The sequence below is a fragment of the Brevibacillus sp. HB1.1 genome (genome assembly GCF_013332445.1).
Lineage (GTDB): Bacteria > Bacillota > Bacilli > Brevibacillales > Brevibacillaceae > Brevibacillus > Brevibacillus porteri.
Map to the genome: position 1 here is coordinate 21,472 of NZ_JABMIV010000007.1, position 22,844 is coordinate 44,315.

Here is a 22,844-nt window from a genome sequence, read left to right on the forward strand (position 1 = left end):
TCGTATTGCTAGAGATTATGATCATCATTATCATTACGATTTGTAAGGAGGACTTCAGCAATGTTCCATGTCCCCTTTATCAGGTTGTGTGTGATCTCGGTTGTAGGGGTGTTTGTCGGATGAAGGAAAAAGCTTATGAAAAAGAAACAGCGCGTACGAGACGTCTCGGTCCCAGAACGCATCTGTTAGTGCTGGTAATAGCGAGTATCTTGGCCATGACCGTTCGTGATGATATACAGGTGCACTTACTGGTGGCATTAAGTGTAGTGTACTTGGTATGGAATCACCTGTCCAGAAAGGCGTTTCAACTGGTTGTGTTCTATTGCCTGTGCATGGCTTTTGTGTTTTTCATGCCGAATGCGTTGGCATTGGGAACGATGAAGCTCATTGTCTACACGATGGTGAGAATGATGCCTGTCATCATGATCGGCACGGTTCTGATCTATACGCCACCTGGTAGTATCATGAGTGCGTTTGAGAAGATGTCAGTCCCCAAACCGATTTTGGTGATGATATGCATTTTGATCCGTTTTTTCCCCGTGGTCATTTTGGAAATGAAAGCGATTCGTGACGGTATTCGCGCCAGAGGGATTTTTCCGCATTGGTACAGCGTACTGAAGCATCCGGCCATGGCCTACGAGTGTTTTTTTATGCCGTTGGTCGTCCGTTGCCTGAAGCTGTCGTCAGAACTGGCGTCGTCTGCTGAGCTCCGCGGCATCGAGTGCACAAACGCGCGGACCTCTATCTATCCAGTTGGCTTCAAGATCATGGATGGCATCGTCGTAGGGCTGTATGCGCTGATAGGCTCAGCAATTTACTGGACAGGAGGGATGATTTCGTGATCGAGCTAAACGATGTTACGTTTCATTATGGTCAGGAAGATGGGGGACATGACACGGAGACCGGCGTGAAAAAGATAAGCCTATCTGTAAAAGCTGGACAGTGTGTCGTACTATGTGGGCGGTCTGGCTGCGGCAAGAGTACGATTATGAGGCTGGTCAATGGTCTCGCACCGAATTTTTATGCCGGACGTCTCACGGGTGAGGTAAGCGTTGGCGGCAAAAGTCCTGCGAGCATGCTGCCCGAGGAACGTACCCGGCTAATGGGCGTCGTATTTCAAGACCCCCGCAGCCAATTTTTTATGGAAACCGTCCGGGATGAGCTGGCGTTTTCCGCAGAAAATATCGGCATGGCATCAGACGAGATTCGAAGCCGGATGGATAGGCAGGCGAGCCAGCTCGGGATTTCCCACTTGCTCGATACCTCTTTACATAAGCTGTCCAGCGGGCAAAAGCAACGGGTAGCGATAGCGGCCGCATCGGTTTTGACACCGCCACTTCTTTTGCTGGATGAGCCTACTGCGAATCTGGACGCTTCCTCTACGCAAAACCTGATTGAAATCGTAAGCAAGCTCAAGCAAGACGGTACCACCCTGCTCATCAGCGAGCATCGGCTCGTTCCTTTTCTACCCGTTGTCGATTTGTTTGTTTGCATGGAAAATGGCAAAATCGCACGTACGTGGACGAAGGACGAGTTCTGCCAGTTGTCTCATGATGACGTGCGTATGTATGGTCTGCGCCATCCTGACATGACGCTTCCCGAGACAGTGAAGAAACGTGAACAGCCAGAAATGTCCGAATTCATGGTGGAAGGAAGAGGGCTTAGCTATTTTTATAAAAAGAAAAACGACGGAATCACCGATATCGACATCTCGCTTCCACAGGGGAGTGTAACAGCGTTGACTGGAGAAAACGGTACGGGCAAGACGACGCTATGCAAAATTTTATGTGGTCTTCTTCGTGAGCGAAAAGGAACGATTGTCAGCCAAGGTCGTTCACTGTCCGCTAGCAAAAGACGAGCTGTCAGCTATTTGGTGATGCAGGATGCGGACTACCAGCTCTACGCAGATAGTGTCGGAAACGAAATCGTGTTGGGAAAAATCTTGAATGAAGAGCTCCGCGAAAAGGCGTATGAAGCGATGGATGCTTTCGGTTTGCGCGAGCTTCGCGATCGGCATCCGGCGTCATTATCCGGTGGAGAGAAGCAGCGAGTCACGATGGCAGCCGCTTATTGCTCTGACGCAGAACTGATTGTGCTGGATGAACCGACAAGCGGACTTGACGGCGATGGAGTGCTGAAGGTGGCCGCATGGGTGAAACAGCTGGCTGAAGCAGGCAAAACGGTCGTCATGATCACGCATGACCAGATTCTTTCTAAGCTGGCATGTGATCAAGTGGTTGAGTTGCGGCTTACCCGAGATGTTGAAACGATTTTTGCGGAGCTAGGGATACGAACAACCGTTGAAACTGCCAATCGTTGACAGAAGAAAAAGCATGTGGTAGGATGGTCACAACTTATCAGGGACGGAGGGGTACGTGTGGCAAATTAATTTTTCGATACTTTATTCGCACAACACAATCAATGAAATAGCGTGAAAAGGCTATGTTGTGTGCATACGAATCGAAAAATGGATTGCCGCTACGGTAACCCAATTGAATCATGGGCAAATGGAGTGAGGAAGGCAAGCGTGATGACCTCCTCTATTTGCATGATCTGCGAAGAGAATGGAACCAATCTTTGTACAATCAGATTTTGATATCTGATTTTATGGTTTTCGTTTCTTCTTCCTTTTTCGATGACGTAAGCACAGGCAGTCTAGCCTGTGTTTTTTTATTTCCATTCGTTGAGGAGGAAAACATACAATGGCAGAACAGATTTTAAAAGTGAACGGTGTAGAAATATGTGCGGAAAGCTTTGGGAAGCCCACAGATCCGGCGATTTTGCTGATTATGGGAGCCCAGATGTCCATGCTTTGGTGGGAGGAAGAATTTTGTCAGCGAATAGCCGATGCTGGACGCTTTGTTATTCGTTTTGATAATCGGGATGTCGGACGCTCCACGACCTACGAGGTTGGGCAACCAGGCTATACATTTGAAGATATGGCGGATGACGCTGTTCACGTCCTAGATGCATTTAATGTACAGCAGGCGCACATCGTTGGTATGTCCATGGGCGGAATGTTGACGCAAATCATTGCATTGCGACATCCCGAAAGAGTTCGCACGATCATCTTGCATGCAACGTCGAATTTTGCCCCTGACCTCCCGCCAATTGATGAGAAGCTGATGGAGTTTTTCAGCAATATGGGAGAAATCAACTGGGAGGACGAACAGGAGGTTTTAGAGGTTGCCGTGGCGAGTTCGAAAGTTTTGATCGGTTCCAAGTATCCTTTTGATGAGGCACGCGTTCGTGAATTGGCCCAAATCGATATCGCCAGAAGCAGCCATTATGCGAGTAAGAACAACCACGCCTTTGTGACGGCCAGTGAAACGTACTTGATGCGGACAGGTGAAATCGCTGTGCCAGCACTCGTGATTCACGGTACAGAAGATCTGCTCATCCCTTTCGCGCATGCCTTACATCTTGCGGACACTATTCCAGGTGCAGTCTTGCTCGCGTTGGAAGGGACAGGGCATGAGCTTCCACATGGGGATTGGGATGTTGTCATCGAAGCGATTTTGAAGCATACGCAAGAAATGGAAGCGTAAATTACACATCCTCCAGAAAAAACGGAGTTAAAAACAGGAATGAACCCTGCTTTCTCTCCGTTTTTTTGTAGCGGAATGGTGTATTTTCTTGGAATCGTTTTTGCTTATGCTCTCGGGCTAACGAGAATTTTTACCTGGTTTTTCTCTTTCAGCAGTGCTTCAAAACCATGCTCCACGATGTCGTCGAGCTTGATGCGCTGGGTGACCAGCTTGTCTGCCGGGAAGAAGCCCTTTTCCATCAGGCTGATGACAGCAGGGAAAACGTCGCGGTAGCCGATGATACCTGTCATGTTGCGCTCTTTCATGACGATGTGGTTCGGTTTGATTGACGCTTCTCTTTCGAAGATGCTGACGATCATGATTTGTCCAGCGATTTTGGTAGATTCGATGGCTTGCGTGAGGACCGGAGGCACGCCTGTGACTTCAAAGGCGATATCTGCGCCGCCATTTGTTCGGTTGTGAATTTCCTGGACTACGTCGTATTCTTTTGGATCGATGACGATGGCGCCCAGCTCAGCTGCCTTGTTTTTACGTTCGGGGGACAGCTCCACTGCATAAATCTCAGCCGCACCTGCTGCTTTCAGTGCTTCAATAACAAGCAAGCCGATAGGACCGGCACCGAATACGACAGCTTTGTCGCCAGCTTTCAACTGACTTGAACGGACAGCGTAAAGGGCTACGGCAGATGGCTCCACAAGAGCGCCTTGCTCATAAGAGAGACTGTCTGGGATTTTGTGAACCATGTGCTCATCGCAAGCCACGTATTCCGAGAAGCCACCGCCACCGCCGGCCAGACCGAGGAAGCCCATTTTTTCACAAAGATTGTATTTGCCTTGTCTGCACGCAGCGCATGTTCCGCATGCGAAAACCGGCTCGACAACGACGCGATCGCCAACCTTGATGGTGTTCACGCCTTCCCCGATTTCCACCACTTGTCCGGAAAATTCATGCCCCATTACAATCGGGGCTTTTTCGCTTGTAAGCGGATGTTCAGCTCCCTGTGGGATGAAGATCGGGCCAGCAACGTATTCATGCAAGTCGCTTCCGCAAATACCGCACCACTCGACTCTGATTTTCACTTTACCTTTGGACGCAATCGGTTCCGAAATGGTTTCCATACGGAGGTCTTTCAAACCGTGCCAACGTAACGCTTTCATATCTGCCATCTCCTCGTTTGATTTGGATTCTATATGAAATTCAGCGAGTAAAATAGGAAACGTTTCCGAAAAATAATATGTCATAAGTTTGGCATCTTGTCAATTTGATTTCCTAGGCAAGAGTTGTGGTGGGTGTGCAATCGGTTGAGGGAAGGATGCTGATTCTAGCAAAGTTGAGAAGATGTATACGTGTTGTGCAACAGGTACGCAATTGCCTGCCATGTTTTGCTCACGCCTCGTTACCCTTGGTTTTGTGTATGCTATAATAGCGGTAGGAAAACACATTTTGCTCGGAAACATAGAAAACGATTCCGATATGGAAAGGAAAGCAAGGCGTTGGATACAAAAAATAAAGTGACAATAGAAGACGTAGCGAAGAAGGCGGGCGTAGGAATCGCAACGGTATCGAGGGCCATCAATGACAGTGGGGGGATCAGTCCGAAGACGAAAGCGTTGATTTTGCAGGTGATCGACGAGCTGGGGTTTATTCCGAACACTTCTGCGCAAAGTCTTAAGGTGCGCCAAACCTATCAAATCGCACTGGCTGTCCCTGACATTCGCAATGCGATCATTCCAGATATCGCTTGGTCGGTCGAGCAAGCGGCCAAGCAGCATGGCTACCGTGTCGTACAAATTAATACAGCAGGAAATGCCCGAATGGAGCTTGAGACTGTGCGTGAGGTCAAAAAGCTGCATGTAGACGGGCTGATTATCATGCCACTCGCCTATCCGAAGACGTTGGTCCAGATGATTAACAAAGCGAGTGTTCCCGTTTCGATTATTAACTATGGAAAAAAGCTTGAAGATAGTGTGAAAGCAGATGTGGTCAGCATGGCCCGTCAAGAAGGGCGACTCGTCATGGAGCATCTGATCAAAATTGGCCGTACGCGAATCGCATACGCTGGTGCGCCGAAGGACAAGATCGAGGAGCGGTATTTTGCCTATGAGGCGTCACTTCAGCACGTCGATCCTTCGCTGGTGTATTTTGGTGAGGACTTCTCGTTTGAGACGGGCCTTCGTGCTGCCGATTACTTTTTTAGCCTGAAAAACATGCCGGATGCTATCTATGCGGTCAATGACATGGTGGCAATCGGGATCGTGAATCGGTTCAAGGAGCTCGGCGTTCGCGTACCAGAAGATGTCGCGGTCGTGGGAATTGACAACAATGTGTGGACGACGATTACGACTCCGCAGATCAGTTCTGTTTCGATCATGGGGGAAGAGGTGGCACGGCTGGCGACTGAGCTTTTGCTGAAACGGATTCGTGAGCAGGGGGCAGGAGCGTACGAACGCGTACAGTTCGAGCCGCGGCTGATTGTAAGGGATTCCAGTGTGGCGGTTATCCGCAAATCCTCGTTGGATTCGTAGGGCATTTTCAGAGGAAAAGCCGAGTGAAAGACAGGTGATCGGTGATGATACCTGGCGTTTCCTCGGCTTTTGAATTAAGGCAAAATCGCAAACGAACGAACAGGAAACCCTGAGGCTTTTTCAGGCTTCGGTGTAATATTTACAATAACAGCACCTTTGGCCGGGAGCTTATCGAGATTTTTGAGTAGCTCTACTTGATAGGTGTCTTGATCGAGCACGAAATACTCACCCAAAAGCGCTCCGTTTTTTCGGTAATCGATAGTCGCATCTGTATCGAAGGTTTCGTGACCGACTGCTTTGATTTGTCTTTCCTCGAACAAAAATTTCAAAGCCTCCAATGACCAGCCAGGAGCGTGATTGTTACCATCTGCATCCTTGTTGTTGAAGGCTTCCACATCTGGCCAGCGCTTGCTCCAATCTGTACGCAAGGCGACGAAGGAGCCGCTCTCGATTTGACCATGCTCGATTTCAAAATGCAAAATGTCTTCCACGGAAAGTGAATAGTCGTTGTTGGCTTCGGCTTCTTTTGATTTGTCGATGACGACGAGTGGCACTACGAGTTCCTTCAGTTCGATCTCGTCTAGATAACGCTTGTTGCGCACAAAGTGAATCGGTGCATCCAAGTGCGTACCGTACTGTCCAGGAAATGAGAAGCGCTGAGCAAAGAAGCCGTCGTCATGCGTGAACAGCGTTTGGAATTCGGCGGCGTCAAAGGCGTGGAAGTGCGGAGATTCCGGACCGAATGTGTGCGTGAGATCCACCCATTCTTTTTGTTTTAACAGGGTAATTGCTTGAATCAGCTCGTTTGCCATGTGCCCACCTCGTTAATGTTTATTGAATTTTCGCGCTAGTAAAACCGAGTTTATCCAATACTTTATCGGTTCTAATTCCGAGTGTCAATATCGGAAATGATATGGATGAATGATTTAACAAAAAATAGCAATCGAGAAGAAGCGTTCGAGCATGATTCTGCTATGCTTTAAAGGAGAAGAATGAGTATCATCCAAACAAAACGCGAAGGAGAAATTCCCATGACAAAAGAGCTTTGGATCAATTTGCCCGTCAAGGACCTCGAAAAGTCCAAATCATTTTTTGCCGCACTCGGATTCTCTTTTCATCCTCGCCATGAGAATAGCAAAGAGATGGCGGGCTTGGTGATTGGTGAGAAAAACATGCTCATTATGCTGTTTCCAGAGGCTACCTTCCAAACCTTTACGCAAAATGAGCTGGCAGATACAAAGCGCGGAACGGAAGTGTTGTTTTCGATCGATGCCGAGAGCAGAGAAGAAGTGGATGAATTGGTGAATCAGGTGAAAGAGGCTGGGGGCACTGTTTTCAGTGAGCCACGGGAACATGGTCCAGGGATGTATGGGGCAGGCTTCGCTGATTTGGATGGTCATCGGTGGAATGTGTTGTATATGGATATGAGACAGATATCGAGAGAATAGAGGAGCGTGCCCCTGAGAAATCAGGGGTTTTTGCATGAACAAGCAAAAAATTCATGTTCTATTAAGGTTGTATAGAAATACGATTAAGACTGATTGTGTATTCTTCTAGAGAAGGAAATAAGGGTAAAGGAGAGGAGCAATCTTATGAAAATGTTTTCGAAGTTACAGACATTAATGGCGACTGTAATTTTAACTACTATGAGTGTCAGCCTTGTAAGCGGAGTTGTTTCTCCAACCAAAGTGTTCGCATCTTCTGTATCTGGGCCGGATGATCCGAGAGAGGTAGAGCAATTTGCAGATGAATTTTTTAACCAGTCAGAAATTAAGAACAACATGGCAGGAGCTACGTTTGTAGTTGTAAAAGGAGACAAGGTCCTTTTTAAAAAAGGGTATGGATATGCGGATGTAGAGAAGAAGATTCCGGTCGATCCTGATCGAACTGTATTCCGTGTAGCGTCAGTATCCAAGGTTATTACAGCTACAGCCGTTATGCAATTGGCGGAGCAAGGAAAAATAGATTTGAACAAAGATGTATCCGCATATATGGGGAGTGCCCGGATTCCGAATAAGACAGGCGCTCCTCTTACTATGAAACATCTGTTAACGAACGCCACTGGATTTGACTTTGGAGACACTTCTGACGGTTCAACAACCGACTTGAAACGGGAGGTTTCTTTAAAGAAATACGTTATGGACAATCTCCCAAATGTCATTCGCAAGCCAGGAGAGTTTTACAGATATGACAACCTCGGCTTCACCATTCAAGGTTATGTTGTGGAACAAGTAGCAGGAAAACCATTTGGTAAATACGTGAAGGAACGCATCTTTAAGCCGCTTGGCATGAAAAATAGTGATTTTCGACTGACGCCATCAATAGTCAAAGGGTTGGCTGTGCCTTATAATATTATCGGACAGCCGATCCCGACTTATGCAATGGTACCAACTGAGCTTCCTGATGGCGGAATGCTCTCAACTGGTTCTGATATGGCTAAATTCATGATTGCTCATCTCAATAAAGGAAAGCTTGGGAATGCGACGATTATGGAAGAAGAAACGGCGGCAGAAATGCACAGACCTCATCTTTCCGTGCATCCAAAGCTGAATAACATGGCGCTTGGTTTCGAATATGGCAACCAGCAAAATTACAATGGACAATATGTTATTGAAAAAGGAGGGGATTTACAAGGATACCATACCGGGATGTGGTTGATCCCGGAAGAAAAAGTGGGAGTATTCGTTACAGTCAATAAGGACTACGAAATTCGTATACCTTTGATTAAAGCGTTTATGGATCATTACTACCCGAAAAATGAGAAGAAAAAGGGAGCGTTTGCGTTAGCGAAACAAGAACTCACGAAGTTTGAAGGGACATACAGCGATTTGCGAAACCGGATGTGGACGACTCGTATACGTGCTGAAGGCGGCAAACTCATTGTAAAAGACTCGCTGGGAGAACATGTCCTATATGAGGTGGAGCCACTCTTATTCCAGGATGAACAAGGTAGTAAAGCTGCTTTTAAGCTGAACGATCACGGAGATGTGCAGGCTTTCTATTACGAGTTAAAAACAGATAGTTGGGCAGAAAAAATGCCTGAGCCGCAACGTTATCAGGATGTGGAGAATGACCATCCATATGCGTCCTATATTTATCACCTGAGACAGATCGGTGTCTTTGCTGATATGGAAGGAGACAATCTCTTTTCGCCCGAACAACAGATAACAAAAGGAGAGTTTGTTGGCTGGTTCATCAAGTGGAGTGGCGTTGCCCCATCAAAGCATAAACTGATTTACACGGATATTTCAGGTAACAAGTATGCGCGGGAAATTCAAGCAGCTTACGAGTTAGGTTTACTAAGAGCATCTGCTGGTGGCAAATTTTATCCGAACGAGCCATTGACGCGTCAAGAAGCAGCAAACATCGTATGGCGCATGGCATTTGGCTATTTTCATGCAGAGCCGAAAAAAGCCAAGTTGAGTGGTAGGACAGATGCTTGGGCTTTAGAGGGAGTCCATTTCGTAGTGGCAAAAGGATTATACGGACCAGAAGTGGTGAAAGGCGGAGATGGCAGTCTCGATTATAAATCAGAGCAGCCGATGGTAAGGAAAGAAGCGGCTGCGTTACTATCTCGGTTTGCAGACCAATTATTTTAGTGTACAACAAGCCGTGACTTCTTGTTTGTGCTTCGTTGCGACATGAGGCGATGGAGGGAAGTACAATCAAAACGATATTGATCATCGACGATGAAGCACAAATTCGTGAACTACTCAGTATTTATTTGAAAAATTACGGGTTTGCTACTTATGAAGCAGGTAATGGGGTTGATGCGCTGGCTGTATTCTCAAACGTGCAAATCGATCTGGTTATTGCTGATATTATGATGCCGATGATGGATGGATACGAGTTATTAAAAAAGATGCGACATATTTCCGAAGTTCCGTTTTTGTTCCTGTCCGCGAAATCGGACGATATGGATAAAATTATTGGACTGCAGCTTGGCGCTGACGACTATGTGGGGAAGCCTTTTAACCCCATAGAAGTCGTCAGCAGAGTTCAAGCGTTATTCAGAAGAATGGATGTATTTTCTAAAGGTGAAAAGCAGAACCATGAAATCATACAAATTGGCGATGTCATGCTCGATTTGGTGAGCTGTAAGCTGTACAAAAATGGACAGCAGAAAGAAGTGACATCGTACGAGTTCAAGATTTTGTCTTTACTGATGAAGCATGCGGGGAGAGTTTTTACAAAAGCATCCATTTACGAGCATGTTTGGGGGCAGGAATACATAGGGGATGAAAACCTCATCATGGTCTATATCAGCAAACTCAGGGAGAAGATTGAGGATAACCCAAGAAAGCCAGTTTATCTTATTACGATCAGGGGGTTAGGCTACCGTTTTGAAAAAAAATGAGAGCATCCCCGACAAGCGGCCGTTAAAACAACTGTTTTTTCGGCATTATGTTGTGATAAGCGGTTTGTTCTTATGTGTGATTATGGTTGCTCTTTTGGGGACAGACCTGTTGATGGACAACTATTTTAATAAAACGCCCGATTTGACCCAAGTGGATGGCAGTAAAATATACCAGTACCCTTTTGAAAAGATTGATGGTCGGTTGTTAGACGAGTACGGCGGCTGGTTCGAGATCGTGGATGAATCGGGGACAGTCATCTATGTAAAAGGCAACAAGGAAGACAATATCATGACATATAGCGATGGAATGCTGTACGCTAAAGTGGACATACTGCGAAATGATGATTCAATTTTCTACCATGCCTATCGAGCGCAAGGGCCAGAGGGTGAAAACTATGTTCTGTTATGGAAATTTCCTGAGCGGTCGGAAATTATATCATTGACGTTTGGAATCTTAATAGCGTTGTTTGTCGTTCTGTTGTTCATCGCCCTTTATTTCTACACCCGGTACTCCGTCTTGAAGATGAAGACGCCTCTCCGGCAAATTGTAGAGGGCATTAAAGAGATGGAAGGCTTCAATTATCAGAAGAGGCTTACATTTTCGGCTGAAATGGAATTTGCAGAAATCCGAGAAGCATTTAACGGAATGGCAGAACGACTACAGCAGACCTCCGCAGAGAAAGAAGCGGTAGCGAACAACAAAAGAAACATGCTGTTGCATTTGTCTCATGATCTGAAAACACCGATTACCTCTGTATTCGGGTATTCTCAGTTGTTGCTGGATAGGCCGGAGCTAGAAGAAGAGCAAAGGCGTCAGTATGTTCAATATATTAACGACAAATCGTCTTATATGGCCCATTTGATTCAAAATTTGTTCGAACTGGCAAAGCTGGAAGACCAGCACGTGAGACTGGATCAAGAAAAGGTGAATATTAGTAAGTGGTTTATGCAGCTTGTTGCGGAATTTTATCCGGAAATAGAAGATAGGGGATTTCAGTTGGAAGTGAAAATTCCAGAGGAGCCGCTGTTTGTCATGTTCGACAAAATGCATATGAACCGCGTTATTACGAATTTGATCGGAAACTCACTAAAATATAATCCGCCGGGAACGCAGCTATTCGTTTCATGCGAGAAAATAGAAGCTGGCGTTGTTCTGTGGTTAGGTGATAACGGTATAGGTGTTCAAGAGAATGTTAGGGAACACATTTTTGAAGAGTTCATAAAAGGGAGTAATCCTGTGAAAGATAGCACAGGACTCGGTCTAGCCATTTGTAAAAAAATTATAACGTTACATCAGGGGACCATTCATTTGGAAAGAAATCAACGGTATACGACTCTTTTTAAAATAACTTTGCCTCTTGAATGAACGGTACTCTTCTTGTGGATGTAACGACGGTCGTTTTTATAATGAAATCAATGGATTCCCGAGCCCAATGTCCATCCGGGATATCGCTGAACTGACTGGCTTGTATAGGCACGGGAGTTGAACCCTTCCCTATTTCTACTTAAACATTGCAGCTATACACAGGTTGATGTCAGGAAGAGATGCAAATGGTATGCTGGAGGGGTAAGGCAGGATTGGAGAAGGGGATGGTGTTATGAAAAGGACACGCAAAATCACCTCCTAAAATCATCATGTTTTCGATTTTAGGAGGGATACCCAATGAAATTTCAGCGAATTGATCTAGATAATTGGAGCAGAAAGCCTTATTTCGAGCATTATCTGAACCGAGTGAATTGCACCTTCAGTATGACTGCCAATATAGATATAACGGAGTTGCTCCCCGCTCTACGGCAAAAGGGGATGAAGCTGTATCCGGCTTTTCTGTATATGGTGACAAACGTTGTCAATGCGCATCGTGAATTTCGAACTTCTTTTCATGCGGATGGCGAGTTGGGCTATTGGGAGAGGATGATACCCAGCTATACTTTTTTTCACCAGGACGATCAAACTTTTTCTACGATGTGGACGGAATTCGCTGACGAGTTCCCTGTGTTTTATCGAAATTACGTAGCGGATATGAAACAGTACGGGGACAACAAAGGTCTTGTGGCGAAAGAATTGGAACCGCCTTATACTTTCCCTGTCTCTTGTATTCCCTGGGTTAGCTTCAGTGGGTTTAATCTGAATATTTCGGGAGATGGGCGGTATTTGCTGCCAATCATTACAAGTGGAAAGTATTTCGAACAAGAAGGCAAAACGTTATTGCCTGTTTCTTTGCAAGTCCATCATGCTGTTTGTGATGGATATCACGCCAGCCTGTTCATCAATGATTTGCAAAAGTGGGCGACAAATTACAAGGAATGGTTAGGTGTCGAGTGAATTGGCTCGTTTGGTATGCTTCTCCTTCCTAATCTCTTCCAATCATTTATAATAACGGTAGGAGAACTGGGAGGAGAAGGAATGAACAAAGAATTGGTAGGGAAAATCTTTGGATGTATCGTTTTGGGTGCGATCATCACTGTGATTGGAGTCGTGGCGGTGGTAATGACGGCCCTGAACGCACAGGGAAGAGTTTATTCCCTTCTCGTGGCTGTCACGACGGTCGTTTTTATCATCTACATCATCGGACAAATGTTCGCCCCGCAAAAGAGTCGGCTATGGAACCGAGCCCTCTTTGTCTATTTTCTCTTTTGTACGCTGCCGGTTGCAGGATATGAGATCAGTAGCTATTACCATAACAGCATTCCTGTGGTCAGTGAGGCAGAGGTCGATCTGGAACAGTATAAACCGTTTGGTGCAGATTCCAAGGTCAATAAACTTGATCATCCTGCGACACTGTCGTTACAGTCTGATTTGCCCAAAATAGATGGGGCGACGGCTTTGTATCCTCTCTATGCCTCCTTTGTGCAGGCTGTTTATCCCGACAAGGCATACGACCTCTACGACAGCGAAGTCATGGTAAGTAAGACGCCAAAAGCGTACGAAAACTTACTGGATGGCAAGGTCGATGTCATCTTTGTAGCAGGTCCTTCTGAGGAGCAGCTCCTAGCAGCAAAAGAAAAAGGAGTAGAGCTTAAGCTGACACCAATCGGTAGGGAAGCCTTTGTCTTCTTCGTCCATACAGAGAATCCTGTTCAAGGACTCACTACCCAGCAAATTCAGGACATCTATGTGGGAGACATCAGTTCTTGGGATGAAGTCGGGGGCGGCTATGAGCGCATTCGCGCCTTTCAGCGTCCAGAAAATAGCGGGAGTCAGACGATGCTGCAGAAGATCATGGGGGATAAAGAACTCATGACCGCGCCACAAGAAGACGTGGTAACAGGAATGGGTGGAATCATCGAGCAAACAGCCAACTATAAAAATTATTCGAATGCCATCGGTTACTCGTTCTTGTTTTATGCCACTGAAATGGTGCGAAACGGAAACATTCGTCTACTCGCAATTGATGGGGTTGCGCCTAATAAGGAAACGATAAAAAACAGAGCGTATCCGTTTTCGGCCGAGTTTTACGCAGTGACAGCTGGGACGGACAATCCGAATGCAGCGAAACTGATCGAATGGATTTTGTCTCCACAGGGACAAGAATTAGTAGAAAAAACGGGCTATATTCCGGTGAAATAATAAGCAGCATGTAAAGGAGACCCTTGGGCAATTGACCCGAGGGTTTCTTCTTCGTTCTCTCTTTGTTTCGATCTGGGGATCGTGAACTGGTTCATTATCACTTTCACTCCGTACCGATCAGCTTAGAAGGAAATTTGAAAAAATTAGACGGATTCGTGAAACGATTATTTGAATACCGTATTTCAAAATAGGAGAGGACGGGAATTTGGAATTACTCTATCACCGAAGTTATTCTGCTATCAATAAGGCGAGAAACTCTGTAAGAAACAGGAAGGAAGCCTTGACGGGGCCAAAAACGTGAAGATTGTAAATTCGTTTCTCTCCAATCTGTCATGCAGTAGACATATCCTTTTTTCTTCGCATGGGCAAGTCCATGTAGTGTAAGTGCATAATTGATACCTTGTCCGCGATATTGATCTAGAGTACCAGCAACTCCTAATTCAACACAACGATCCGGTACATTCAAATTTACATCACTTTTATCTAAGGGGAAATATCCTTGGAAAGAAACAATTTTTCCATCTTTTAAGGCGATCCAGAAATCGACATCATGATCATCAAGGAGACCTGCATAGCCTTTACGTAATTCCTGAGGGTCATCACGTAAAGAATAACCAAAAACGGGTGCCTTATTTTGATGAGTTCTAATAATATTTGCAATATCCTCTACCAAACTACGGTCTTCTGGGGATGCCAAGCGAATTTCAACATCTGGAATGCTCAAGGGAAGGGGAGATTCCCGATCAAGTAATGAGAGTAATGCATGTGTTTGTTCAAAGCCAAATCCTAAACGGAACCAAGAATGAAGTAATTCCGGTTGACTGGCTGGAATTAGCGCAATATGACTAAAATACCCCTCATCTACCCATAGTTGAGAAGCCTCTGAATAAAGATCTCTATATAATTCAACGGAGGTATTGCGAGAAATTGCATGCCCCTCCAACTTCATCCAGACATGTCGATCCCGAAGAGGGTTTTCAATCTTTTGTCCAATTAGGTATCCGATTAATTTACCATCTTCAATTGCTGCGACTCCGCTACTGTTTGGTTTTGACCATATCGTTTTAACAGCAGTCGTTGCATAATTTTCATCTTCACATTCAATTGGTAGTACCGAAAGGATTTCTCGATCTAGTTTATGACGTTTGGACAATAGTTGCCCAGCCTCTGAGATTAACTCATCAGTAAATGGTATGAAATACATGAAATGGACACCTCTGTTTTTTATCATCATAAAGCTGCTCTTCATCTATTGCAATTCGTTTCCTTAATCCAACTGGTCAAGAGTACATCTAACCCTCAATTTGAGTGAAACCAAGACTATTACCATACTGCTTTTTACTAATATGTCCCGGCCATTTTACCAAGTTGACTAGATGAAATTCCATTTTGTTAAAGTTGGCGGTTTTTCTTTCTGCTGGTTCATATTGACAGAAAAATCTAAGACTGTTATAAAAATAGTGAATAGCACTCACGAGATGAGAGTGCTAACATTGGAAAAGGAATATATAAGAAGTCCGGAAGGGTGGGTATTTCATGGAAAAAAAGCAGTTTCAAGCAGAATCTACACGTCTGTTGGAAATGATGATCCATTCTATTTACACACAAAAGGAAATCTTTTTGCGCGAGTTGATCTCCAATTCGAGTGACGCGATTGACAAAATTTACTACAAATCGCTCGTCGATGATCAATTGGTGTTCGATAAAGAGAACTATTACATCAAAGTAGCGGTTAACAAAGACACGAGAACGCTGACCCTGACAGATACAGGGATCGGGATGACGCAGGATGAGCTGGAAAACAATCTGGGTGTCATTGCGAAGAGTGGTTCGTTGGCGTTCAAAAAAGAAAACGACGCGAAAGATGGCTACAACATCATCGGTCAATTCGGCGTAGGTTTCTACTCGGCTTTCATGGTTGCCGACAAGGTTACGGTCATCAGTAAAGCACTGGGCAGCGACACTGGGTACAAATGGGAGTCCAGTGGTGCGGATGGCTACACAATCGAGCCTTATCACAAAGATTCCGTCGGGACCGAGATCATTCTCGAAATCAAGGAGAATACAGAAGAAGAGAATTACGACGACTTCTTGGAAGAGTACCGTTTACAAGCGATTATCAAAAAGTACTCTGACTTCATTCGTTACCCGATCAAAATGGACGTTACGCAGCATAAGCCAAAAGAGGGCAGCGAAAACGAGTACGAACAAGTGACGGAAGAACAAATCGTGAACAGCATGGTTCCGATTTGGCGAAAAAATAAAAGCGAGCTGACAACTGAGGATTACGAGCAGTTTTATGCGAGCAAGCATTACGGCTTCGACAAGCCGCTCAAGCACATCCACATCAGTGCAGATGGAGCCGTTGTTTATCAGGCGATTTTGTACATCCCGGAGAGCATGCCATTTGATTACTACTCGAAGGAGTATGAAAAAGGTCTGGAGCTGTATGCGAACGGCGTACTGATCATGAACAAATGTGCGGACCTGCTACCAGACTACTTCAGCTTTGTCAAAGGGATGGTTGACTCCGAGAGCCTGTCGCTCAACATTTCTCGTGAGATGCTGCAGCATGATCGTCAATTGAAGCTGATTGCGAAAAACATCACGAGCAAAATTAAAAGCCAGCTGCAAAGCTTGCTGAAAACAGAGCGGGAAAAATATGAGCTGTTCTACAAGTCGTTTGGCAGACAGCTGAAATACGGCATGTACAGCGACTACGGAATGCATAAAGAAACATTGCAAGACCTGTTGATGTTCTACTCTTCCAAAGAGAAAAAGCTGGTGACGCTAGAAGAGTACGTAGAGAGAATGCCAGAAGATCAAAAGTACATCTACTACGCATCTGGCGAGTCGATCGAGCGAATCGAAAAGCTGCCGCAAACAGAGCTCGTATCCGAGAAAGGTTACGAAATCCTGTACTTCACAGATGACGTCGATGAGTTCGCGATCAAGATGATGATGAACTACAAGGAAAAGGAATTCAAATCCGTGTCGAGCGGCGATTTGGGAATCGAACCGGGCGAAGAGGAAAAAGCAGCCGAAGCCGAAAACGAGAACAACAAAGAGCTGTTCGACTATATGGCATCGCTGCTCGAAGGAAAAGTCAAAGCGGTGAAAGCTTCCAAACGCTTGAAGTCACACCCTGTCTGCCTGTCGACTGAGGGTGAAGTGACGATCGAAATGGAAAAAATCTTGAATGCGATGCCGAACAATTCGAATGTGAAGGCAGACAAGGTACTGGAGATCAATGTGAACCATGCGGTGTTCCAGTCGTTGAAGGGTGCATTTGACACAGACAAGGAAAAGGTTAATCTGTATACGGCTCTCCTGTACAATCAGGCTCTTTTGATCGAAGGCTTGCCGATTCAAGACCCGGTAGAGTTTACGAACGACATTTGCAAAGTCATGGTGTAATTCAAAAAAAGAGGATGCGGCTTGCGCATCCTCTTTTTTATGTGAAAATAACGTCTCGACTAGTTTCTTGACTTCGACACATACGTAAAGATCGGATCCTTTAGCTCGAACTCATATGTCGCTCCATTCACTATTCCTACTACCTTCTCACTGTCATATAAATCGAGCAAGAAGCCTGCCATTTCAGCAGCTGTATGGAACTTGGGAACTGCACCAGCATATTCAAATTGATCAATATCAAAGGAACGCTTCGCAAATTCGGTCTCAGTCGCAGCAGGTGCCAAGACTTTTGCTTGCATGGCTGCTCCATGCTCCCTCAATTCTTGTGCGAGACCTTCCGTAAAGGCACTTACATAGAACTTCGTTGCGCAATAGGTGACGGCGTCAGCAATAATTTTGTAGCCTCCGCCTGAAGAAATATTGATGATTTGCGTTCCTTCAACATGTGCATAGTCACGAACATAAAGAGAAGATAGAATCGTGAGTGCTTCGATATTCAAGTGAAGCATAGACTCAATTTTATTCAAGTTTTGTTCCCCAACAGAAGCAAAGTTTCCGAACCCCGCATTGTTGATCCAGGTCTCAATCTCATAATCCTTTAGACTGTCGTAAAAATCATGAACATTTGCACTCACACTCAAATCAACGGTTCGAATGACGACATCCAATTTTGCGTTGATATCAGCCACTTTTGATTGTAACTTTTCTAATTCCTCCGTTCGACGAGCTGCTAAAATTAAGTTTTTTCCACGAGCAGCAAATGCCAGAGCGGTTTCAAAGCCAATTCCTGAACTTGCTCCCGTAATAACCGTATATTTCATGAAAATCCCTCCTGAATTTTATTCACTAGCTTTCATTGAGAAGTAACGATGAGCTGATTATACTGATTAGAGTAAACTCTAAGTCAAGGGTATTAGATTAATGCGGAGGTTTCCTATGTACACAATTGGTGAAGTGGCACAGCTATTAGGGATAAGCACACATACGTTGCGTTATTATGAAAAGGAAAAAATAATTATTCCTGATCGCGATGAAAACGGTGACAGGCGATATAACGATTCACATATTCGATGGCTGCAATTCGTTATCAAGTTAAAAGAAACGCAAATGCCGATCTCAAAAATAAAGCAGTACGCTTCCCTGTTTGTAGAAGGAGAACATACGACCTTAGCTCGATTGGGTCTTTTAGAAGAACATAAACGCTATATTGAGCAACAAATAAAAACGTTAATCGCTGTGGATGATATGCTAGAACGTAAGATTGTTGCTTACAAAGATTTCATCAGTAAACGAGCAGCCAAAACACCAGCAGACTAAAAACTTGCTGCTGCAGACATTGATTTTCCATTCCCAAGGGACTTATGATGATAGACAGGGATATACACAAAAGAGGAGAGTAGAACCTATGTGGAATCCGTTGGAAGTAAAAGATCTTATAACTAGTGCAGACGAACTAAAAAGCCTGGTAGGTGAACCGCACGAGGCGGTTGTGAAAAAAAGCATCGCACAGGTTGAGTCGCATGTGATCCATTATGTGTCTATGTCGCCGTTGTTTTTCTTGTCCACAGCAGATGCTTCAGGCAGATGTGACGTTTCCCCACGAGGCGACGAGCCGGGTTTCGTTAAAGTGCTGGATGATCACCATATTATCTTTCCCGAGCGAATGGGGAACAGACGGGTCGACTCTTTGCTAAATATTATTGCCAATCCGCAGGTGGGAATGATTTTCCTGATTCCAGGTCTGGAAGAAGTGTTGCGTATTAACGGATCAGCCCACATTACAAAAGATGCAGAGCTACTCGCCGCGCAAGAATGGAAGGGTAAAACAAGCGGCATCGGCGTGATCGTGAAGGTAGAGGAGTGCTTCCTCCATTGCCCGCGCGCATTTAAACAAGCAAGCTTGTGGAAAACGGATTCATGGCCAGAAAAAGAGGCAATGCCTTCGATGTTGGAAATGTTTCGCGCTCATTTGAAAATAAATGGTGTTACGTTGAATGAAAAAGAATAAGAAAGAAAAAACCTTGAATGAGCTTCAAGGTTTTTTTTCGTCCAAACGAGCTTGGCAGGAAGCTGATCCGAGCCACGTATGAGGATTGCCGTTCCAGCACCAACCTAGCTTCGGTTTATTTTCACTGATCCACATGGCCGTTACGCGTCGGTCGCCACAACGCGATCCGAGCAGAGAAAAGCCGTTGTTTTTCTTTACCAGATCCGGGAAGTGAGTGATCAGGGCAATCCCTTCCTCCAGCGTGAGCGGAGAACGCTGTTGCTCCAAGAGGATGGGCATCGCGTCATTCGGAGTGACGTTCAACGTCTCTTTTCCTGTATCAATTCCGGTCATTAGGTAAGCCATTCCTGTAGGAATCTCGATGCCCTCGATGGGTGTAAAGCGCCGAATTTCTTCTGCATCCATGACACTGAAGCCAGTTTTCTTTTGCCGCTCGATGGCTTGCATCGCTTTTTCTCCGTCGAACCAATCGCCTTTCACAACGAGAACAAAGGGGACGAGGCCGTCTTTCTGATCGTCTTCTGGAATGGGTAGAGCTTCTGCCAGTGATTGCAGCGGGGTCAGATTTTTCCTAAACACATCTGCTGTCATGCCCGCCATTTCAGGATAGCCCTTTTGAATGAGCGTTGTTAGTTGCCGTTCGAATTCAGCTTTGTGCATGGGGTAATGCGCCTCCTTCCACTTGTCACATTCATCTTACAACATTCGAGCTAATTCTAAGGTCTAACCAAAGAAAAAGGAATAAAGCGGGTTAAGATTGAAATAACTTTACAACTAAGCTTTAATCTTCATCGAAGAAAGTCGGGTAGGAGGCTGGTGGCTGCCATGCGCCCCATTGATATTGCACGTAAGCTGAAGCTGAGCACGAGCGCCTTGCGCAATTACGAAGCACATGGGCTGGTTCCGCCTGTGGAACGGTCAGCGAGTGGCTACCGGAAGTATACGGAGGAACATGTCGCTTATTTTACCTGTATTCAAGCCATGTCTCCCGGATTTGGGATGGAAGTGACGGCGCAGGTGATGCGACTGATCCAGGATAGACATTTGCAGGCTGCTCTGTGGCGTGTGAATGAGGCTCAGGCCAATCTACAGAGGGACAAGCAGTTAGCCGAACGAAACTTGGCAATGCTCGAAAACGGTGGAACAGGAAAGTACGAGGAAGCTGGAAACAGCGAATGGATGACGATTGGGGAGGTAGCAGCCATGACTTCACTGCCCAGCTCAACCATTCGTCACTGGGAAAAGGTTGGGCTCATTGCGACTTCCCGTGATGAGAAAAATGGCTACCGACTCTTCAATCGCTCGCAAATCCGCAAAATCATGCTGCTTCGTACGCTGCGACCTGCTGTCTATTCCTTATCGGTTGTGGAGCTAAAGGAAGCCATCGCGAACATGAATGAAGAGGATGTGAGAGAGGCGCGAAACATTGCTTTGGAAACGTTGCGTTATCTAGATCAGATGAATCGCGTACAAATGCGTGGGGTTTTCTATTTCTATCAATTATGCAAAGTGGTTCAGTTGGTCGAAGAATAAGGTAGCCAAAAGAGAAAACCCCCTCCTGCACATTCGCAAAAGAGGGGATGTCGTCGTTATTCCACAAACAGTGATACCCGCTCAAATCCCGCATCTGAAATGCGAATCAAGCCCGTATCCGATATGTGCAAGGTCGGTATGACGACCAGAGCAAGCAAAGACAATGTCATAAAGGCGTAGTTCATCGTGCAGCCAGCCTTCACCAACGCTTGGCTAATCTCCATGGATTGCTTCACAACTGTTTCATAAGGCTCAGTCGACATCAGTCCGGCTAAACGCAGCGGAAGCTCCACGATTTCGCCGTCTCCAGTCACGACAGCGATACCGCCTTGCATGCCGATCACAGCATTTGCTGCTTGTGCCATCCGCTCATCGTCGTTTCCGATGACAAGCACGTTATGGCAGTCATGGGCGACAGTCATGGCAATCGCTGCTGGCTGGTTAAATCCGACATTGCCGACAATCCCAATGGCAGAGCCGCCAGTTTTCCCATGACGCTCGAAAATAGCCATTTTGCACAAGGAGCTCTCTGGCGTAATCTGAAGCTCACCATTTGCGACAGCTATATCCACAAATACTTCATCCGTCTCTACATGATTTTCGCGGACACCTGCGACGCGCGTCTTGATCGACCCAGATGGAACAGGGGTCTTGATGATGAAGTCAGATGGCGTGAGATCAGCCTTGATTTTCACTGAGTTGACAGCAAACGCAGGGTAAGGGAACGGAGGTAGTTCGATCGTCATTTCACCATTCTCTGCTACTACTTCACCGCGCGCGATCGTCATCACGACATTCACATCAGCCAGATTTCCGTCGAGCAAAATGATATCGGCGATCATACCCGGTGCGATCGAGCCTACATCTCTTGCGACACCGAATCGTTCTGCTGTATTGATAGTCGCCATCTGGAAGGCAGTAACGGGCTTCACTCCTTGCGAGATCGCGTGTCGGACGATGAAGTTCATATGTCCTTCTTCTTTCAACGAATCGCAGATGCGGTCATCGGACACGAGCATCATCCGGCGGGAGTCAATTCCCTGTTCGGTGTGTGCTTTGATCGTTGCTGCAACATCGTGCCAGGCAGAGCCGCGGCGCATTTTGGCATACATGCCGAGCCGTACGCGCTGTGCGACATCTTCGCTGGTCACACACTCATGGCAACCGGATACACCCGCAGCGGCATAAGCAGCCAGACGCGGATCGCTTGAAGGCCATGTATAGTGACCATCCACTACTTTTCCTGCCCGCAGTGTCGCTTGAATCTCTCCAATCATTTTCGGGTCACCGTACACGACGCCAGGGAAGTTCATGACTTCTCCGAGTGCGATCATATCCGGTCCCCAGCTCAATGCTTCTGCGACCTCCGCTGGTCCGAATTCTGCCCCAGCCGTTTCAAAGGATGCATCCGTCGAAGGGACGCAGGAAGCGACCTGCATGTAAGCAGCCATCGGTGTTTGTCTCGCCTCATCCAGCATGATTCGCAAACCAGGTAGACCGAGAACATTCGAGATCTCATGGGCGTCGAAAAAGCCGCCTGTCGTTCCGAGCGGCAGTACCGCATTGGCGAACTGCGTCACGGACAGCATGCTGCTCTCGATATGACAGTGCCCGTCCAACAGTCCAGGTGCCATATACTTTCCTTTTGCATCGATCATCTTGGTGGATTCATCTGTCATCCCTTCCACATAAGGACCGACATAAGCGATACGGGTACCAACGACAGCGACGGACATATTCGGCAAGATTTCACCGGAGAGAACATTGACGAGCGTGCCATTATGAATGAAGAGGGTCGCTTTTTTCTCTCCTCTGGAAAAGGCAACGAGATCAGGAATACAATCTGCGAGTGGAGGTCTTGCATAGGACGAATGCTGCTGTGTCATGT

At 46.1% G+C, this 22,844-nt stretch carries 20 protein-coding genes; 14 read left to right on the top strand and 6 right to left on the bottom strand.

Going from position 1 to position 22,844, the window contains the following annotated elements; genetic code table 11:
- The first annotated feature begins 119 nt into the window (after positions 1-119).
- The 3 genes from HPY27_RS18305 (at position 120) to mleBRB (ending at position 3,548) form a co-directional block, all read left to right on the top strand.
- Positions 120-842, top strand: a complete 723-nt coding sequence (locus tag HPY27_RS18305; RefSeq protein ID WP_174225645.1) for an energy-coupling factor transporter transmembrane component T — start codon at positions 120-122, stop codon at positions 840-842.
- Complete coding sequence (locus HPY27_RS18310; RefSeq protein WP_174225646.1) at positions 839-2,320, top strand: ABC transporter ATP-binding protein; 1,482 nt, start codon at positions 839-841, stop codon at positions 2,318-2,320. Before HPY27_RS18305 ends, HPY27_RS18310 begins: the two co-directional genes overlap by 4 nt.
- A gap of 382 nt (positions 2,321-2,702) precedes the next feature.
- Complete coding sequence (gene mleBRB, locus HPY27_RS18315; RefSeq protein ID WP_174225647.1) at positions 2,703-3,548, top strand: BRB family alpha/beta fold macrolide esterase; 846 nt, start codon at positions 2,703-2,705, stop codon at positions 3,546-3,548.
- Positions 3,549-3,652: 104 nt separating this feature from the next.
- Here the strand turns inward: mleBRB and HPY27_RS18320 are convergent, their stop codons facing one another.
- Positions 3,653-4,705: a 2,3-butanediol dehydrogenase gene (locus HPY27_RS18320; protein ID WP_026043269.1), complete on the bottom strand. Its 1,053-nt coding sequence runs from the start codon at positions 4,703-4,705 to the stop codon at positions 3,653-3,655.
- Positions 4,706-5,041: 336 nt separating this feature from the next.
- On the opposite strand from HPY27_RS18320, the gene HPY27_RS18325 reads away from it, so the two are divergent.
- Positions 5,042-6,073: a LacI family DNA-binding transcriptional regulator gene (locus HPY27_RS18325; RefSeq protein WP_174225648.1), complete on the top strand. Its 1,032-nt coding sequence runs from the start codon at positions 5,042-5,044 to the stop codon at positions 6,071-6,073.
- 74 nt (positions 6,074-6,147) lie between these two features.
- On the opposite strand, the gene HPY27_RS18330 is transcribed toward HPY27_RS18325, so the two are convergent.
- Positions 6,148-6,885, bottom strand: coding sequence for a cyclase family protein (locus tag HPY27_RS18330; RefSeq protein WP_174225649.1), 738 nt, complete (start codon positions 6,883-6,885; stop codon positions 6,148-6,150).
- Positions 6,886-7,104: 219 nt separating this feature from the next.
- Between HPY27_RS18330 and HPY27_RS18335 the strand changes: the two genes are divergently transcribed.
- From HPY27_RS18335 to HPY27_RS18360, 6 genes are all read left to right on the top strand, one after another.
- Positions 7,105-7,521, top strand: a complete 417-nt coding sequence (locus HPY27_RS18335; RefSeq protein ID WP_173624199.1) for a VOC family protein — start codon at positions 7,105-7,107, stop codon at positions 7,519-7,521.
- A 144-nt stretch (positions 7,522-7,665) separates the two neighbouring features.
- Positions 7,666-9,672, top strand: a complete 2,007-nt coding sequence (locus HPY27_RS18340) for a serine hydrolase domain-containing protein (protein WP_174225650.1) — start codon at positions 7,666-7,668, stop codon at positions 9,670-9,672.
- 50 nt (positions 9,673-9,722) lie between these two features.
- Complete coding sequence (locus HPY27_RS18345; RefSeq protein ID WP_007723834.1) at positions 9,723-10,430, top strand: response regulator transcription factor; 708 nt, start codon at positions 9,723-9,725, stop codon at positions 10,428-10,430.
- Complete coding sequence (locus HPY27_RS18350; protein ID WP_174225651.1) at positions 10,417-11,796, top strand: HAMP domain-containing sensor histidine kinase; 1,380 nt, start codon at positions 10,417-10,419, stop codon at positions 11,794-11,796. The genes HPY27_RS18345 and HPY27_RS18350 overlap by 14 nt, the downstream gene beginning before the upstream one ends.
- A gap of 297 nt (positions 11,797-12,093) precedes the next feature.
- Positions 12,094-12,753, top strand: coding sequence for a type A chloramphenicol O-acetyltransferase (catA, locus tag HPY27_RS18355; protein ID WP_174225652.1), 660 nt, complete (start codon positions 12,094-12,096; stop codon positions 12,751-12,753).
- An 81-nt stretch (positions 12,754-12,834) separates the two neighbouring features.
- Positions 12,835-13,998 carry a PstS family phosphate ABC transporter substrate-binding protein gene (locus tag HPY27_RS18360; protein ID WP_174225653.1) on the top strand — a complete coding sequence of 388 codons (1,164 nt, stop codon included), beginning with the start codon at positions 12,835-12,837 and terminating at the stop codon, positions 13,996-13,998.
- A 211-nt stretch (positions 13,999-14,209) separates the two neighbouring features.
- Here HPY27_RS18360 and HPY27_RS18365 read toward each other — a convergent pair whose 3' ends face one another.
- Entirely contained in the window at positions 14,210-15,202 is a 993-nt protein-coding gene (locus tag HPY27_RS18365; RefSeq protein ID WP_174225654.1) for a GNAT family N-acetyltransferase, read from the bottom strand.
- Positions 15,203-15,534: 332 nt separating this feature from the next.
- Here HPY27_RS18365 and htpG point away from each other — a divergent pair, with 332 nt between their 5' ends.
- Positions 15,535-17,415 carry a molecular chaperone HtpG gene (htpG, locus tag HPY27_RS18370; RefSeq protein WP_174225655.1) on the top strand — a complete coding sequence of 627 codons (1,881 nt, stop codon included), beginning with the start codon at positions 15,535-15,537 and terminating at the stop codon, positions 17,413-17,415.
- Between the two features lie 59 nt (positions 17,416-17,474).
- Here htpG and HPY27_RS18375 read toward each other — a convergent pair whose 3' ends face one another.
- Positions 17,475-18,236 carry an SDR family NAD(P)-dependent oxidoreductase gene (locus HPY27_RS18375; RefSeq protein WP_174225656.1) on the bottom strand — a complete coding sequence of 254 codons (762 nt, stop codon included), beginning with the start codon at positions 18,234-18,236 and terminating at the stop codon, positions 17,475-17,477.
- 115 nt (positions 18,237-18,351) lie between these two features.
- Here HPY27_RS18375 and HPY27_RS18380 point away from each other — a divergent pair, with 115 nt between their 5' ends.
- Entirely contained in the window at positions 18,352-18,732 is a 381-nt protein-coding gene (locus tag HPY27_RS18380) for a MerR family transcriptional regulator (RefSeq protein WP_174225657.1), read from the top strand.
- Positions 18,733-18,820: 88 nt separating this feature from the next.
- Positions 18,821-19,423: an MSMEG_1061 family FMN-dependent PPOX-type flavoprotein gene (locus HPY27_RS18385; protein WP_017250855.1), complete on the top strand. Its 603-nt coding sequence runs from the start codon at positions 18,821-18,823 to the stop codon at positions 19,421-19,423.
- Positions 19,424-19,447: 24 nt separating this feature from the next.
- Here HPY27_RS18385 and HPY27_RS18390 read toward each other — a convergent pair whose 3' ends face one another.
- Complete coding sequence (locus HPY27_RS18390; protein ID WP_173624189.1) at positions 19,448-20,083, bottom strand: DUF5701 family protein; 636 nt, start codon at positions 20,081-20,083, stop codon at positions 19,448-19,450.
- A gap of 165 nt (positions 20,084-20,248) precedes the next feature.
- Here HPY27_RS18390 and HPY27_RS18395 point away from each other — a divergent pair, with 165 nt between their 5' ends.
- A complete protein-coding gene (locus HPY27_RS18395; RefSeq protein ID WP_173624188.1) occupies positions 20,249-20,956 on the top strand; it encodes a MerR family DNA-binding transcriptional regulator in 708 nt (235 codons plus the stop codon).
- A gap of 56 nt (positions 20,957-21,012) precedes the next feature.
- On the opposite strand, the gene HPY27_RS18400 is transcribed toward HPY27_RS18395, so the two are convergent.
- Complete coding sequence (locus HPY27_RS18400; RefSeq protein WP_174225658.1) at positions 21,013-22,842, bottom strand: adenine deaminase; 1,830 nt, start codon at positions 22,840-22,842, stop codon at positions 21,013-21,015.
- Between the last annotated feature and the right edge of the window lie 2 nt (positions 22,843-22,844).

Coding starts and splice junctions, on each gene's coding strand:
- HPY27_RS18305 (WP_174225645.1), top strand. CDS start 120: ATGAAGGAAAAAGCTTATGAAAAAGAAACAGCGCGTACGAGACGTCTC.
- mleBRB (WP_174225647.1), top strand. CDS start 2,703: ATGGCAGAACAGATTTTAAAAGTGAACGGTGTAGAAATATGTGCGGAA.
- HPY27_RS18320 (WP_026043269.1), bottom strand. CDS start 4,705: ATGAAAGCGTTACGTTGGCACGGTTTGAAAGACCTCCGTATGGAAACC.
- HPY27_RS18330 (WP_174225649.1), bottom strand. CDS start 6,885: ATGGCAAACGAGCTGATTCAAGCAATTACCCTGTTAAAACAAAAAGAA.
- HPY27_RS18335 (WP_173624199.1), top strand. CDS start 7,105: ATGACAAAAGAGCTTTGGATCAATTTGCCCGTCAAGGACCTCGAAAAG.
- HPY27_RS18340 (WP_174225650.1), top strand. CDS start 7,666: ATGAAAATGTTTTCGAAGTTACAGACATTAATGGCGACTGTAATTTTA.
- HPY27_RS18345 (WP_007723834.1), top strand. CDS start 9,723: ATGGAGGGAAGTACAATCAAAACGATATTGATCATCGACGATGAAGCA.
- catA (WP_174225652.1), top strand. CDS start 12,094: ATGAAATTTCAGCGAATTGATCTAGATAATTGGAGCAGAAAGCCTTAT.
- HPY27_RS18360 (WP_174225653.1), top strand. CDS start 12,835: ATGAACAAAGAATTGGTAGGGAAAATCTTTGGATGTATCGTTTTGGGT.
- HPY27_RS18365 (WP_174225654.1), bottom strand. CDS start 15,202: ATGTATTTCATACCATTTACTGATGAGTTAATCTCAGAGGCTGGGCAA.
- htpG (WP_174225655.1), top strand. CDS start 15,535: ATGGAAAAAAAGCAGTTTCAAGCAGAATCTACACGTCTGTTGGAAATG.
- HPY27_RS18375 (WP_174225656.1), bottom strand. CDS start 18,236: ATGAAATATACGGTTATTACGGGAGCAAGTTCAGGAATTGGCTTTGAA.
- HPY27_RS18380 (WP_174225657.1), top strand. CDS start 18,352: ATGTACACAATTGGTGAAGTGGCACAGCTATTAGGGATAAGCACACAT.
- HPY27_RS18385 (WP_017250855.1), top strand. CDS start 18,821: ATGTGGAATCCGTTGGAAGTAAAAGATCTTATAACTAGTGCAGACGAA.
- HPY27_RS18390 (WP_173624189.1), bottom strand. CDS start 20,083: ATGCACAAAGCTGAATTCGAACGGCAACTAACAACGCTCATTCAAAAG.
- HPY27_RS18395 (WP_173624188.1), top strand. CDS start 20,249: ATGCGCCCCATTGATATTGCACGTAAGCTGAAGCTGAGCACGAGCGCC.
- HPY27_RS18400 (WP_174225658.1), bottom strand. CDS start 22,842: ATGACACAGCAGCATTCGTCCTATGCAAGACCTCCACTCGCAGATTGT.